Below are 15,065 nucleotides of genomic sequence, written 5' to 3' on the forward strand. Positions count from 1 at the left end.
TGCTGCTCCCTGTGACTGGGGCCCGGCCGTCTTATAGATGTAGCAAGACTAGTGCTCAGGCCCGAGGTCGACAAATTCTAAATACTGAAGGTGGCGTTCGATTAAATAGATGGCTTGCGCCCGCCGTGGGGCTGCTCGCGGGCGACGGTCAGGAATGGGTCCACCAGCGCTGGGCGCGCGGTGCCACGACGCCAGGCCAGGCCGACGTCGAGGGTCTGGCTCAGGTCGGCAATCGGTCGCGCTTCGATGATGTCGCCCTCCAGTGACCACGGGCGGTAAGTCATGTCGGGCTGGATCGACACGCCCAAACCCGCTGCCACCAGGCTTCGGACCGCTTCGGTCGACGCCGTTCTTAAGGTGATGCGCGGTTGTAGCGAAGCCGCCGCCCACATGCGTTGCGCATTGCGGTCCATTTCATCGACGTTCAGTTGAATCAGCGGTTCGCGGGCCACGTCGGCGAGGTTGATGCTGTCGTGTTCCAGCAGCGGATGCTGGGCCGGCAGCCATAACCGATGGGGTGAGTGGGTCAGCACTTCCGTCTGCAAGGCGTGGCGGTCTTCGAGGTTGGAGAGGATCAGCACGCCGACATCGATCTCGCCACTGACCAGCAAATGCTCGATGTATGGCCGCTCATCCTCCATCACCCGGATCTCGACGTTGGGGTAGGCGCGCTGGAAACGGGTGAGTAGATCCGCAAGGTAGTAACCGGCCACCAGGCTGGTCACGCCGATGATCAACTGCCCGGCGACCTGATCGGTGCTCTGTTGCAGGCTGCGTTTGGCGTTGTCCACCGTCGCCAGAATCAGGTGCGCCTGACGTAGGAATTGGTGGCCCTGGTGAGTCAGCGTCATGCCCTTGGCGTGACGATTGAACAGGCCGACGCCGATTTCCTGCTCCAGTTGCTGGATCGCCAGGGTCAGGGTGGACTGGGAAATGAATGCGGTTTGCGCGGCGGCGGAGATTGAACCGGTCTCAGCCACGGCGATGAAATGGCGGATCTGACGCAGGGTCATCATGGGGAAGTACCCGGTGGGCGGTTTTATCGATTTTTCTGAGTGTATATCTTTTTTTCTGAATGGCAGCGGTCAGCTAAAGAGCGCTGCGCAACATCTCGAAGCACTCTCGCTTCCGGACACCGGGCACTTTCGATCTAGGCTGGTGGCCTTAAAGATCTGGTTAACCCGAATGCGTGGAGGCAGCAAATGAACACCCGTGGATTGCTCGATCAGCTACTCAAGTCCGGTCAGGACATGTTGCAGAACAAGGCCGGCGGCTCACAAAACAAGACCTCCGGCGGTGGTTTGGGCGGATTGCTTGGCGGCAGCGGCGGTTCGGGCGGCCTCGGCAGTTTGCTTTCGGGCGCAGGCGGCGGGGCGTTGGCGGCGGGTGCCATGGGCTTGCTGCTGGGCAGCAAGAAAGGGCGCAGTGTCGGCGGCAAGGTCCTGACTTACGGCGGCCTGGCTGCGTTGGGCGTGATTGCCTACAAGGCGTATGGCAACTGGCAGGCCCAGCAGGGCACCGCGCCGAAGACTGAACCGCAAACCATCGACCGCTTACCGGCGGCGCAAGTTGAACAGCATAGCCAGGCGATTCTCCAAGCGTTAGTGGCTGCGGCTAAAGCTGATGGCCATGTCGATGAGCGTGAGCGTGCGCTGATCGAGGGCGAATTCACCAAGCTCGATAACGATCAGGAGTTGCAGCACTGGCTGCACGCCGAACTCAACAAGCCGCTGGACCCGGCCGACGTTGCCCGCGCTGCCAGTACGCCGGAAATGGCCGCTGAGATGTACATCGCCAGCGTGATGCTGGTGGATGAGGAGAGCTTCATGGAGAAGTCCTACCTCGATGAACTGGCGCGGCAACTGAAGCTTGAGCCGGGGTTGAAGGCTGAGTTGGAGAAGCAGGTGCGTCAGGCTTCTATCTAAGCGTTGTCCTAAAAAAATCGCAGGTTTCGCCAATGCCTACATCGACCGTAGGCACTGGCGGAGCCTGCGATTTTTTTTGCATCACAACAGCGCGTTCCGAAACGACACAAGCCCCTCGCCACACAGGTTTTTCAGCGATTTGCACCGAGATGAGACGTGGTGCGCACCCGTCTTACAAATGAAACACCGCCCTCAGCTATACTCCGCAACATTTCAACTGCACCCCGAGGACTGACTGTGAAGAACTGGACGTTGCGCCAACGCATTTTGGCGAGCTTTGCGGTGATTATCGCCATCATGTTGCTAATGGTCGTCGTCTCGTATTCGCGGCTGTTGAAGATCGAGGTCAGCGAAGACAGCGTCCGTGAAGACGCGCTTCCCGGGGTCTATTACAGTTCGATGATTCGTGGCGCTTGGGTCGACAGCTTCCTCCACATTGAGGAGATGCTGGGTCTGAAGGAAGGGCAGGGTATCAGTGCCGAAGATCTCGCCGACCTCAAGAACTATGAAGCGCAAGTGCAGGAAGCGATCAACAACTATCGCGGCACTGTGACTACCGAAGAAGACAGAGCTGAGTTCGCGGTTTTCCAAAAAATCCATCAGGATTACGGCAAGATGCTGGCCGCGGTGTTCGACTTGCATCAGCGCAACCAGCGAGCCGACGCCATCAAGTTGTTCAACGAACAGCTGACCCCGACGTGGACCGCGGGGCGTCTGAAACTAAATGACATTCTTGAGTACAACAAAGCCAGGGCAGATCAGGCCATGGCGGACATCCATGACGCCGTGCTCACCGCTGAAGTCATCATGGGCATTTCCCTGCTGGTGGCGGTTTTGGCCGCTGGTCTCTGCGGCCTGTTGCTGATGCGCGCGATCATGGCGCCCATGAACCGTATCGTGCAGATCCTCGAAATCATGCGCACGGGTGATTTGAGCGGCCGCTTGAACCTTGCGCGCAAGGACGAATTTGGCGCGGTGGAAACCGGCTTCAACGACATGATGGCCGAGCTCACCTCGCTGGTGTCCCAGGCCCAACGCTCCTCGGTGCAGGTCACCACGTCGGTGACCGAGATCGCCGCCACCTCCAAGCAACAGCAGGCGACCGCCACCGAAACCGCCGCCACCACCACCGAAATCGGCGCAACGTCCCGTGAGATTGCCGCCACTTCCCGTGATCTGGTGCGCACCATGACCGAAGTCTCCACCGCCGCCGATCAGGCCTCGGTGCTCGCCGGCTCCGGGCAGCAAGGCCTGGCGCGGATGGAAGAGACCATGCACTCGGTGATGGGCGCGGCTGATCTGGTCAACGCCAAACTGGCGATCCTCAATGAGAAGGCCGGCAACATCAATCAAGTGGTGGTGACCATCGTCAAGGTCGCCGACCAGACCAATCTCCTGTCGCTCAACGCTGCCATCGAGGCCGAAAAAGCCGGTGAATACGGCCGCGGTTTTGCCGTGGTCGCCACCGAAGTGCGGCGTCTGGCGGACCAGACCGCCGTCGCCACGTACGACATCGAGCAGATGGTGCGCGAGATCCAGTCGGCGGTGTCGGCCGGGGTCATGGGCATGGACAAGTTCTCCGAAGAGGTGCGCCGCGGCATGTCTGAGGTGCAGCAGGTCGGCGAGCAGTTGTCGCAGATCATTCATCAGGTTCAGGCGCTGGCGCCACGGGTGTTGATGGTCAACGAAGGCGTGCAGGCCCAGGCCACGGGCGCTGAACAGATCAACCATGCGTTGGTGCAGTTGGGCGATGCCAGCAGCCAGACCGTCGAGTCCCTGCGCCAGGCCAGTTTCGCTATCGATGAACTGAGCCAGGTAGCTGTAGGGCTACGTAGCGGCGTTTCGCGATTCAAAGTCTGATGAGCGAACTCACGGCCAAACGCATCGCCGTGAAGCCGGCGCTGCAATCATTGTTTCTGGTGTTCCGCATCGGCAACGAGCGCTTTGCCTTGCAGGCCATTGAGGTGGCGGAAGTGCTGCCGCGCCTGCCGTTGAAGCCGATTCCCCGCGCGCCGGACTGGGTCGCCGGGGTGTTCGCTTATCGCGGCGCGGTGGTGCCGGTGATCGACCTCAGTGCGCTGACCTTCGGCCAACCGGCCCAGGCCCGCACCAGCACGCGCTTGGTGCTGGTCAATTACCGCCCGGATGAAACCACTGAGGCGCAATTGCTCGGGCTGATTCTGGAGCAGGCCACCGATACCTTGCGCTGCAACCCGGCGGATTTTCAGCCTTATGGCTTGGACAATCGCCAGGCGCCGTACCTCGGGCCGGTGCGCGAAGATGCCCAAGGTTTGCTGCAATGGGTGCGGGTCGCCGACTTGCTCGATGAGCAGGTTCGCGCGCTGCTGTTTCCGTCGACGCCACTGGACTTGGCGCTGCTTGAGGAGCGGCCATGAGCAGCGATCAGCGGTTTTTCGATTTCCTCAAAGAGCGCATCGGTCTCGACGTGACCTCGGTGGGGCCGGCGATCATCGAGCGTGCGGTGCGTCAGCGCAGCACGGCGTCCAACGCGCTGACGGCCGATGAGTATTGGTACACCTTGCAGGGTTCGCGGGACGAGCAGCAGGCGCTGATCGAAGCGGTGATCGTCCCCGAGACCTGGTTTTTCCGTTACCCGGAATCCTTCGCCACCCTGGCGAAACTGGCTGCCAAACGTCTGAGCGACATCAACAACATGCGCGCGCTGCGGATTCTCAGCCTGCCGTGTTCCACCGGTGAAGAACCGTATTCCATCGCCATGGCGTTGCTTGATGCCGGGTTCCAGCCGCACCAGTTCAAGGTCGAAGGCATGGACGTCAGCCTGTTGTCGGTGGAAAAAGCCCGGCACGCGCTGTACGGCAAGAATTCGTTTCGTGGTCAGGACATCGCGTTTCGCGATCGACATTTCACCGCCGAAGGCGAGGGCTATCGCCTCAGCGGGCGAGTGCTCGAACAAGTGCGTTTGCAGGTCGGCAATCTGCTGGATCCGACGTTGCTGGCCAACGAGCCGCCTTATGACTTTGTGTTTTGCCGCAACCTGCTGATCTATTTCGATCAGCCGACCCAGCAGCAAGTGTTCGAAGTGCTCAAGCGTTTGACCCATGTGGATGGCGTGCTGTTTATCGGCCCGTCCGAGGGCAGTTTGCTCGGCCGTTTCGGCATGCGTTCGATCGGCATCCCGCAGTCCTTTGCGTTCAGTCGTCAAAGCGCTCCTGAGCCGGAGCATTTTGCGACGTTCGTGCCGACGCCTCTGCCCGTGCGCCAACCGGTGGGCAGCGTGACACCGCCGCCCGTTCTCAGTCGGCCCTTCGCAACGGTAGCGCCGCTACCTGTCGTGACGAAAGTCGCCAACCCGGACACCGCCGCGCTGCTGGCGAACATCGCCGCGCTGGCCAACGAAGGCAAAAGTGCCGAGGCCCGCGCCGCGTGCGATAGCTATTTGCGCAGTCATGAACCAGTGGCCCAGGTCTTCTACTGGCTGGGCTTGCTCAGCGATGTCGCCGGCAGAGTCCTTGAGGCTCAGGGTTTTTATCGCAAGGCGTTGTACCTCGACCCGCAACATCCCGAAGCGTTGATGCACCTGGCGGCGTTGCTGCAATCCTTGGGCGACACGGCGGGAGCCAGACGATTGCAGGACCGCGCCGCCCGCAGTGAGCGCGCCGCTGACAGTGAGCGTAAACGATGAACGCCGCCGACACCTTTAGCCTCACCCATGTAGATGCCCAGGCCATCGACGACTGCTGGAACCGCATCGGTATCCACGGCGACAAGTCCTGCCCGCTGCTGAGCGATCACATTCACTGCCGCAATTGCGCGGTGTATTCGGCCGCGGCGACACGCTTGCTCGACCGCTATGCGCTGCAGCAGGAAGACCGCGGGCAAGTCACCACGGCGGTCGAGAGCGAGGTGAAAACCCGTTCGCTGTTGATGTTCCGCCTGGGCGAGGAATGGCTGGCCCTGGCCACCCGCAGTCTGGTGGAAGTGGCGCCGCTGCAAGCGATTCACTCGTTGCCGCACCAACGCTCCCGGGCCTTGCTCGGCGTGGCGAATGTGCGCGGCGCGTTGGTGGCGTGCCTGTCGCTGGTGGAACTGCTCGGGCTCGACGGCGCCAGCAGCGTGGCGTCCGGCGCGCGGGTCATGCCGCGAATGCTGATCATCGCCGCCCACGGCGGACCGGTGGTGGTACCGGTGGATGAAGTGGACGGGATTCACGCCATCGACGCACGTGTCCTCGAGGCGGCGTCCCGTTCTGGCACTCAGGCCAGCGCCAAATACACCCGTGGCGTGTTGCAATTCAAAGGTCGCAGCCTGCGGTGGCTGGATGAAGAACAGCTGTTGTACGCCGTGACCCGGAGCCTTACATGACCCCCGAGCAAATGCGCGACGCCTCTTTGCTGGAACTGTTCAGTCTGGAAGCCGAGGCCCAGACGCTGGTGCTGAGCGCAGGTCTTTTGGCGCTGGAGCGCGACCCGACCCAGGCCGATCACCTCGAATCGTGCATGCGCGCGGCGCACTCGCTGAAGGGCGCGGCGCGGATCGTCGGTGTCGATGCCGGGGTCAGCGTCGCGCATGTGATGGAAGATTGCCTGGTCAGTGCCCAGGAAGGGCGCCTGTACCTGCGGCCCGAGCACATCGATGCGTTGTTGCAAGGCACCGATTTGCTGATGCGCATTGCAACGCCGGACAACAACCCTGAACCTGCGGAAATCGAGGCCTATGTGGTCTTGATGGCGCGGTTGCTTGATCCGATGGCGGCGCCCGCGCCGGTCACTGCGTCTGTCGCCCCAGTGATGGCGGAACTTCAGCTCGAACCACCGACGCCCAAGGTCGAGGTGCCAATCCCGATCGCCGAACTGCAACCCGCAGAGCCACCGCGCAAGGCCAAACGCGGCACCGAAAACGGCGAGCGGGTGTTGCGGGTCACGGCCGAGCGCCTGAACAGCCTGCTCGATCTGTCGAGCAAATCCCTGGTGGAAACCCTGCGGCTCAAACCGCACCTGGCCACCATGCAGCGCCTCAAGCGTATGCAGAACAACGGCCTGCGGGCCCTGGAAAACCTCAACGTCCACCTCAAGGGACATGCCTTGAGTCTGGAAGCACAAGAAGCCCTCGAAGACGCTCGTCGGCTACTGGCTGAGTCTCAGCAATTGCTGGTGGAAAAGAACGCCGAACTGGATGAGTTCGCCTGGCAGGCCAGTCAACGGGCGCAAGTGTTGTACGACACCGCGCTGGCCTGCCGCATGCGGCCGTTTGCCGATGTGTTGGCGGGGCAAGAGCGCATGGTCCGCGACCTCAGTCGCAGCCTCGGCAAACAGGTGCGACTGGAGATCGAAGGCGAGAAAACCCAGGTCGATCGCGACGTGTTGGAGAAGCTTGAAGCGCCGCTGACCCACCTGCTGCGCAATGCCGTGGATCACGGCATCGAATCCCCGGAGCTGCGGCTATTGGCGGGCAAGCCCGCTGAAGGCCTGATCCGTTTGCGCGCGTCCCATCAGGCTGGCCTGTTGGTGCTGGAGTTGAGCGATGACGGCAATGGCGTCGATCTGGAAAAGGTCCGCCGCAGTATCATCGAGCGCCAATTGTCCCCGGCCGAAACCGCCGCGCAATTGAGTGAAGAAGAGCTGCTGACGTTCCTGTTTCTACCGGGTTTCAGCCTGCGCGACACGGTCACCGAAGTCTCCGGGCGCGGCGTCGGACTGGATGCGGTCCAGCACATGGTCCGCCAGGTGCGCGGCGCGGTCGTGTTGGAGCAGGCGGCGGGCGAGGGCAGTCGCTTCCATCTCGAAGTGCCGCTGACCCTGTCGGTAGTGCGCAGTCTGGTGGTGGAAGTCGGTGACGAGGCGTATGCCTTTCCGCTGGCGCACATCGAACGGATGTGCGATCTGGAGCCGGCGGACATTGTCCAGGTCGAAGGCCGTCAGCATTTCTGGCACGAAGGCCGGCATGTCGGACTGGTCGCGGCCAGTCAGCTATTGCAGCGCCCGACGAGCCAGAACAGTCAGCAAACTCTCAAAGTGGTGGTGATTCGCGAGCGCGAGGCGATTTACGGCGTGGCGGTCGAGCGTTTTATCGGCGAGCGGACGTTGGTCGTACTACCGCTGGACGAGCGTCTGGGCAAGGTGCAGGACATTTCCGCCGGGGCCTTGCTCGACGACGGTTCGGTGGTGCTGATCGTCGACGTCGAAGACATGCTGCGTTCGGTGGACAAACTGCTCAATACCGGGCGTCTTGAGCGCATTGCCCGTCAGGGCAGCCAGGCGGTTGAAGCCGCTCGCAAGCGGATTTTGGTGGTCGACGATTCGCTGACCGTGCGCGAGCTGCAACGCAAGTTGTTACTCAATCGCGGCTACGACGTGGCGGTGGCGGTGGACGGTATGGATGGCTGGAACGCCTTGCGTTCCGAGGATTTCGATCTGCTGATCACCGACATTGATATGCCTCGCATGGATGGCATCGAACTGGTGTCTTTATTGCGCCGGGACAATCGCCTCCAATCCCTTCCGGTTATGGTGGTGTCTTACAAAGATCGTGAAGAGGACCGTCGTCGTGGACTGGACGCTGGAGCGGACTATTATCTAGCCAAAGCCAGTTTTCATGACGACGCCCTGCTTGACGCGGTGGTTGAGCTCATTGGAGGAGCGCGGGCATGAAAATCGCAATCGTCAACGACATGCCCATGGCGGTGGAGGCCCTGCGCCGCGCCCTGGCGTTCGAGCCGGCGCACGTGGTGGTTTGGGTTGCCAGCAATGGGGCCGAAGCGGTGCAACGTTGTGCCGAAAACACGCCAGACCTGATCCTGATGGACCTGATCATGCCGGTAATGGATGGCGTGGAGGCGACCCGGCGGATCATGGCTGATACGCCGTGCGCGATCGTCATCGTTACGGTCGATCGCGAGCAAAACGTGCATCGGGTGTTCGAGGCCATGGGCCACGGAGCGCTGGATGTGGTCGATACGCCGGCCCTCGGTGCCGGCAATGCCCAAGAGGCGGCGGCCCCGTTACTGCGCAAGATCGTGAACATCGGGTGGCTGATCGGAGACAAGGGCAATCGGGAGCGATCGGCTCCGAGCCCGCTACGCAGTTCGGTCTCGCGCCAGTGTCTGGTAGCGATCGGCTCATCGGCAGGTGGGCCGGCCGCGTTGGAAGTCTTGCTCAAGGGGCTGCCGCGAGAATTTTCGGCGGCCATCGTGCTGGTGCAGCATGTTGACCAGGTATTCGCCGCTGGTATGGCCGAATGGCTCAGCAGCGCCAGCGGCCTGAACGTGCGCCTGGCCCAGGAAGGCGAGCCGCCGCAAAGCGGCACGGTGCTGCTGGCGGGTACTAACCACCATATACGCTTGTTGAAAAACGGTTCGCTGGCCTACACCGCCGATCCGGTCAACGAGATCTACCGGCCCTCGATCGATGTGTTTTTCGAGAGCGTGGCCAATTACTGGAACGGCGATGCCGTGGGTGTTTTGCTCACCGGCATGGGACGCGATGGCGCGCAGGGGCTTAAACTCATGCGCCAACAGGGCTACCTGACCATCGCTCAGGATCAGAACAGCAGTGCGGTGTACGGAATGCCGAAGGCGGCAGCGGCCATCGACGCCGCTGTGGAGATTCGCCCACTGGAAAAGATAGCGCCACGATTGCTGGAGATTTTCCCAAAATGAAGGCTTTTCACAGCAATCTGGCCCAAGTAGTACTCAGGTGACTGCCCATGAATGATTTACAGCTCGACGGCTTCAAAACCGACGAAAACGCCGCCATGGTGTTGTTGGTGGACGATCAGGCAATGATCGGCGAGGCGGTGCGCCGCGGGTTGGCGAACGAAGATAACATCGACTTCCACTTCTGCTCTGACCCGCACCAGGCCATCGCCCAGGCGATTCGCATCAATCCGACAGTGATCCTCCAGGATCTGGTGATGCCCGGTCTTGACGGCTTGAGCCTGGTGCGCGAGTACCGCAATCATCCGGCGACCAAGGACATCCCGATCATTGTTCTGTCGACCAAGGAAGACCCGCTGATCAAGAGCGCGGCGTTTGCGGCCGGGGCCAATGATTACCTGGTCAAGTTGCCGGACAACATCGAACTGGTGGCGCGCATCCGCTATCACTCGCGCTCCTACATGACGTTGCTGCAGCGTGACGCAGCGTATCGCGCGTTGCGGGTCAGCCAGCAGCAGTTGCTCGACACCAACCTGGTGCTGCAACGCTTGATGAACTCAGACGGTCTGACCGGGCTGTCGAACCGCCGGCACTTCGACGAATACCTGGCGCTTGAGTGGCGCCGCTCGCTGCGTGACCAGACCCAACTGTCGCTGCTGATGATCGATGTCGACTACTTCAAGTCCTTCAACGACAGCTTCGGCCACCTTGAAGGCGATGAAGCCTTGCGCAAAGTGGCCACGGCGATTCGTGATGCCGGTGCGCGGCCTTCTGACCTGCCGGCCCGTTACGGCGGCGAAGAATTCGTTCTGGTGCTACCCAATACTTCGCCGGGCGGCGCGCGACTGGTCGCGGAAAAGCTCCGCCAGACCGTTGCGGCGCTGAAAATTCCGCACATTTTCCCGGCCGAAGGTTCGAGTTTGACCATCAGCATCGGTTTGTCGACCATGACCCCGCAACCGGGCGGCGATTGCCGGCAATTGATCTCGGCAGCGGACAAGGGGCTGTATCTGGCGAAGAACAATGGGCGTAATCAGGTGGGCATTGAGTAACCCGCTGAAACACGATGCCCTGTAGGAGCTGCCGAAGGCTGCGATCTTTTGATGTTGCCTTAAAGGCGAAAATCAAAAGATCGCAGCCTTCGGCAGCTCCTACAGTTCGGAACGCGGGCTCGGCAGCTGCCACAAGCCTCATCCCCCCCGCCCTTCAGCCAAAACCATTCGCCCCTAAAGCCGCCAGGCGGGCTGCCGTGACAGCCTGATTACGTTATACTCGCCGGCTTTCAAAAGTTCGCCAACGAGTGCTGCCCGCCATGGAAATCAACCCGATCCTTAACAGTATCAAGGACCTGTCCGAGCGCTCCGAAACTATTCGGGGGTATCTTTGACTACGATCAAAAGCATGAGCGTCTGACTGAAGTCAATCGCGAGCTTGAAGATCCGAATGTCTGGAACAACCCGACGTACGCTCAGGAGCTGGGCCGCGAGCGGTCCCTGCTGGCTCAGATCGTCGAAACCCTCGACGAAATGCACACCGGCCTGGCCGACGCCAAAGACCTGCTGCTGATGTCCGCCGAAGAAGAAGACCAGGCTGCCGTCGATGACGTCGCTGCCGAAGTCGAGCGTCTGCGCGAGTCCCTGGAAAAACTCGAATTCCGTCGCATGTTCAGCGGTGAGATGGACGCCAACAACGCTTACCTGGACATCCAGGCCGGCTCCGGCGGTACCGAGGCCCAGGACTGGGCCAACATCCTGCTGCGCATGTACCTGCGCTGGGCTGACAAACGCGGTTTCGACGCGACCATCATGGAGCTGTCGGCCGGTGAAGTCGCCGGGATCAAGGGCGCCACAATCCACATCAAGGGCGAATACGCCTTTGGCTGGTTGCGTACCGAAATCGGCGTGCACCGTCTGGTGCGCAAGAGCCCGTACGACTCCGGTAACCGTCGCCACACCTCGTTCTCGGCCGTGTTCGTGTCGCCGGAAATCGATGACAACATCGAAATCGACATCAACCCGTCGGACCTGCGCATCGATACCTACCGCTCCTCCGGTGCCGGTGGTCAGCACGTAAACACCACTGACTCGGCCGTCCGTATTACGCACGTACCGACCAACACCGTGGTCAGCTGCCAGAACGAACGCTCCCAGCACGCCAACAAAGACACCGCGATGAAAATGTTGCGGGCGCGCTTGTACGAGCAGGAAGTGCAGAAACGCAACGCCGCCTCCCAGGCCCTGGAAGACACCAAGTCGGACATCGGCTGGGGTCACCAGATTCGCTCTTACGTGCTCGACCAGTCGCGAATCAAGGATTTGCGTACTAACGTCGAACGCAGTGACTGCGACAAGGTGCTCGACGGCGACATCGACGAATACCTGGTGGCGAGCCTGAAGCAAGGCCTGTAAACCGCCAGTCAAGACCTCAAGTCCCCCGCCATCGGTGGGGGCAACGAACCTGTGATGGAATTTTTAAAGACATGAGCGACCTAGAACTCGACCCGCAAGCCCTGCAACAGGAAGAAAACTCCCTGATCGCCCTGCGCAAGGAAAAGCTGGCTGCCGAGCGCGCCAAGGGCAATGCCTTCCCGAACGACTTCCGCCGCGACAACTACTGCGAAGACTTGCAGAAACAGTACGCGGACAAGACCAAGGAAGAGCTGGCAGAAGCTGCAATCCCGGTCAAGGTTGCCGGTCGTCTCATGCTCAACCGTGGCTCGTTCATGGTGATCCAGGACATGTCCGGGCGCATCCAGGTTTACGTCAACCGTAAAACCCTGTCCGAAGAAACCCTGGCTGCGGTGAAAACCTGGGACCTGGGCGACATCATCGCCGCCGAAGGCACCCTGGCGCGTTCCGGCAAGGGCGACCTGTACGTCGAAATGACCAGCGTGCGCCTGCTGACCAAATCCCTGCGCCCGCTGCCGGACAAGCACCACGGCCTGACCGACACCGAATCCCGTTATCGTCAGCGTTACGTTGACCTGATCGTCAACGAAGACGTGCGCCAGACTTTCCGCGTTCGTTCGCAAGTCATCGCGCACATCCGCAGCTTCCTGATGAAACGAGACTTCCTGGAAGTCGAAACACCGATGCTGCAAACCATTCCAGGTGGTGCAGCGGCCAAGCCGTTCGAAACACACCACAACGCTCTGGACATGGACATGTACCTGCGCATCGCGCCGGAGCTGTACCTCAAGCGTCTGGTGGTCGGTGGTTTTGAAAAGGTGTTCGAGATCAACCGCAACTTCCGTAACGAAGGCGTTTCGACTCGTCACAACCCTGAATTCACCATGTTGGAGTTCTACCAGGCGTACGCCGACTACGAAGACAACATGGACCTGACCGAAGAACTGTTCCGCGAACTGGCTCAGCTGGTTCTGGGCAGCACCGACGTGCCGTATGGTGACAAGGTGTTCCACTTCGGCGAACCGTTCGTGCGTCTGTCGGTGTTCGACTCGATCCTCAAGTACAACCCTGAGCTGACCGCTGACGACCTGACCGACATCGACAAGGCCCGCGCCATCGCCAAGAAGGCCGGCGCCAAGGTGCTGGGCTTCGAAGGTCTGGGCAAATTGCAGGTGATGATTTTCGAAGAGCTGGTAGAGCATAAGCTGGAGCAGCCGCACTTCATCACTCAATACCCGTTCGAAGTGTCGCCGCTGGCCCGTCGTAACGACGACAACCCGAACGTCACCGACCGTTTCGAACTGTTCATCGGTGGTCGCGAAATCGCCAACGCCTATTCCGAGTTGAACGACGCGGAAGACCAGGCCGAGCGCTTCATGGCTCAGGTGGCCGACAAGGACGCCGGTGACGATGAAGCCATGCACTACGACGCCGACTTCGTTCGCGCGCTGGAGTACGGCATGCCGCCAACCGCCGGTGAAGGTATCGGCATCGACCGTCTGGTGATGCTGCTGACCAACTCCCCGTCGATCCGCGACGTGATCCTGTTCCCGCACATGCGGCCACAAGCGTAAGTGTTTCAATAAAAAAGCCGCCTAAAACAGGCGGCTTTTTATTGCCTGTCTGGTACAAACGTATCAATTGGTTACTTTTGAAGTAAGAGAGGAATACCTGTCGTGAACCGTGCAATTGCTCAAGAGGGTGCAGCGGACGTCGCCACTGCGGTCGCTGAAAGTGTTCAGTACCAGGGCCGCAAGGCCAGCCGACAGGGCAGTGAACAGCGTCGACAGGACATTCTCGATGCGGCGATGCGCATTGTCGTGCGCGATGGCGTGCGGGCCGTGCGTCACCGCGCGGTGGCCGCCGAGGCTGGTGTGCCGCTGTCGGCCACCACTTACTATTTCAAGGATATCGATGACCTGCTCACCGATACCTTTGCCCAATACGTGGAACGCAGCGCGGCGTTCATGGCCAAGTTGTGGGCCAGCAACGAAGGCCTGCTGCGTGAGATGGTTGCCTATGGCGATGGCAGTCCCGAGTCCCGTTCACAGCTGGCCGACGATATCGCACGCCTGACCGCCGATTATGTGCAGCGCCAATTGCACAACCGTCGGGAACACTTGATGGCCGAGCAGGCGTTCCGTCAGGAGGCCCTGTTGAACCCGCGTCTGGCGGAGTTGGTGCGCTCGCATCAGCAAATTCTTCTGCAAGGCACCTGCCATTTTTTCGAGGTATTGGGTTCCCGCGAGCCACAACAGGATGCCAAAGTGTTGACGGCGATTATCGGACGGATGGAATATCAGGGCCTGCTCAACGACGCCGAGCCTGTCGCCGAAGCCGAAATGCTCGGCATCCTGACTCGCTACATGCATTTGGTGTTGGCGTCGGTGTGACCCGATCCCCCTGTAGGAGCTGCCGCAGGCTGCGATCTTTTGATCTTGCTTTGCAGCAGTGTCGAGAGGATCAAGATCAAAAGATCGCAGCCATCGGCAGCTCCTACGGTCCGCGTGTGTTCAAAGGGAGTGTTGAATGAAAGCCTGGCGTGTCGTTGTGATCGCCTTGTCGTTCCTGCTGCTCAGCGGCTGTCTGGTGACCTTCAAGGAGCCGCTGCCCTCGAGCGAGCCCGCGCCTAAAGGGTTGCTCGGCAAATGGACCAGCACCAACGCCTGGGGCGAACCGCTGAATCTGGAGCTGACGCGCCTGGGCGACAATCACTATCAGGCGGTCAGCTACTTCAAGACGAAACCCAAGGAGCGTGAAGCCTATCCCTTCACGGTGACCCGCCATGGCAGTCGCTGGTACCTGTCGGCCAAGGTGCCGGCGCAATTCGGTGGGCATTCCACTCTCTTCGGTTTCGAGCTCACCGATAAGCATGAGCTGGTGGTCTATAACCTCGACCTCGAGCAGATCAACCAGGCCCTGAGGCAAAAAGTCCTCAGCGGCGAAGGCTTCCAGACCGACGACGGCGACGGCGTGTTGATCAACAACAATCTGGACCAGGTCTTCGCCTACCTTGACGACCCGGCCAATTCCGATGTGTTCGTCGAGGCCGTGCGCTATCAGCGCCTGGCCAAAGCCAAATAAACCCAGCACGTAAAC

13 protein-coding genes are annotated in these 15,065 nt (G+C 60.7%); 12 read left to right on the forward strand and 1 reads right to left on the reverse strand.

The window, feature by feature from the left end:
• Window positions 1-101: 101 nt before the first annotated feature.
• Window positions 102-1,016, reverse strand: a complete 915-nt coding sequence (locus ACIQU2_RS23470; protein ID WP_046048338.1) for a LysR family transcriptional regulator — start codon at window positions 1,014-1,016, stop codon at window positions 102-104.
• A 186-nt stretch (window positions 1,017-1,202) separates the two neighbouring features.
• On the opposite strand from ACIQU2_RS23470, the gene ACIQU2_RS23475 reads away from it, so the two are divergent.
• The 12 genes from ACIQU2_RS23475 to ACIQU2_RS23530 all read left to right on the forward strand — a co-directional run bounded on the left by ACIQU2_RS23475 (window position 1,203) and on the right by ACIQU2_RS23530 (window position 15,050).
• Window positions 1,203-1,925, forward strand: coding sequence for a tellurite resistance TerB family protein (locus tag ACIQU2_RS23475; RefSeq protein WP_403144232.1), 723 nt, complete (start codon window positions 1,203-1,205; stop codon window positions 1,923-1,925).
• Between the two features lie 237 nt (window positions 1,926-2,162).
• A complete protein-coding gene (locus ACIQU2_RS23480) occupies window positions 2,163-3,785 on the forward strand; it encodes a methyl-accepting chemotaxis protein (RefSeq protein ID WP_403144233.1) in 1,623 nt (540 codons plus the stop codon).
• On the forward strand, window positions 3,785-4,321 hold the full coding sequence (locus tag ACIQU2_RS23485; RefSeq protein ID WP_403144235.1) for a chemotaxis protein CheW: 537 nt from the start codon (window positions 3,785-3,787) through the stop codon (window positions 4,319-4,321). The genes ACIQU2_RS23480 and ACIQU2_RS23485 overlap by 1 nt, the downstream gene beginning before the upstream one ends.
• Window positions 4,318-5,589 (forward strand): CheR family methyltransferase, encoded by a 1,272-nt coding sequence (locus ACIQU2_RS23490; protein WP_403144236.1) that lies wholly within the window; start codon window positions 4,318-4,320, stop codon window positions 5,587-5,589. The genes ACIQU2_RS23485 and ACIQU2_RS23490 overlap by 4 nt, the downstream gene beginning before the upstream one ends.
• Entirely contained in the window at window positions 5,586-6,269 is a 684-nt protein-coding gene (locus tag ACIQU2_RS23495; RefSeq protein ID WP_403144238.1) for a chemotaxis protein CheW, read from the forward strand. The genes ACIQU2_RS23490 and ACIQU2_RS23495 overlap by 4 nt, the downstream gene beginning before the upstream one ends.
• Window positions 6,266-8,554 carry a hybrid sensor histidine kinase/response regulator gene (locus ACIQU2_RS23500; RefSeq protein WP_403144240.1) on the forward strand — a complete coding sequence of 763 codons (2,289 nt, stop codon included), beginning with the start codon at window positions 6,266-6,268 and terminating at the stop codon, window positions 8,552-8,554. Before ACIQU2_RS23495 ends, ACIQU2_RS23500 begins: the two co-directional genes overlap by 4 nt.
• Window positions 8,551-9,561, forward strand: a complete 1,011-nt coding sequence (locus ACIQU2_RS23505; RefSeq protein ID WP_403144242.1) for a chemotaxis response regulator protein-glutamate methylesterase — start codon at window positions 8,551-8,553, stop codon at window positions 9,559-9,561. Before ACIQU2_RS23500 ends, ACIQU2_RS23505 begins: the two co-directional genes overlap by 4 nt.
• Window positions 9,562-9,608: 47 nt before the next feature.
• Window positions 9,609-10,610, forward strand: a complete 1,002-nt coding sequence (locus ACIQU2_RS23510) for a PleD family two-component system response regulator (protein WP_347805593.1) — start codon at window positions 9,609-9,611, stop codon at window positions 10,608-10,610.
• 260 nt (window positions 10,611-10,870) lie between these two features.
• A protein-coding gene (gene prfB, locus ACIQU2_RS23515; RefSeq protein ID WP_140677704.1) for a peptide chain release factor 2 occupies window positions 10,871-11,966 on the forward strand; the annotation gives its coding sequence in 2 pieces (ribosomal slippage) (window positions 10,871-10,942 and window positions 10,944-11,966; 1,095 coding nt in all).
• A 71-nt stretch (window positions 11,967-12,037) separates the two neighbouring features.
• A complete protein-coding gene (gene lysS / locus ACIQU2_RS23520; protein ID WP_283183170.1) occupies window positions 12,038-13,540 on the forward strand; it encodes a lysine--tRNA ligase in 1,503 nt (500 codons plus the stop codon).
• Between the two features lie 102 nt (window positions 13,541-13,642).
• Window positions 13,643-14,359 carry a TetR/AcrR family transcriptional regulator gene (locus tag ACIQU2_RS23525; protein ID WP_046048164.1) on the forward strand — a complete coding sequence of 239 codons (717 nt, stop codon included), beginning with the start codon at window positions 13,643-13,645 and terminating at the stop codon, window positions 14,357-14,359.
• Between the two features lie 136 nt (window positions 14,360-14,495).
• Complete coding sequence (locus ACIQU2_RS23530) at window positions 14,496-15,050, forward strand: hypothetical protein (RefSeq protein ID WP_403144244.1); 555 nt, start codon at window positions 14,496-14,498, stop codon at window positions 15,048-15,050.
• Window positions 15,051-15,065: the final 15 nt, after the last annotated feature.

It is taken from the genome of Pseudomonas sp. NPDC098740 (genome assembly GCF_044760065.1).
Taxonomy (GTDB): domain Bacteria; phylum Pseudomonadota; class Gammaproteobacteria; order Pseudomonadales; family Pseudomonadaceae; genus Aquipseudomonas; species Aquipseudomonas rossensis.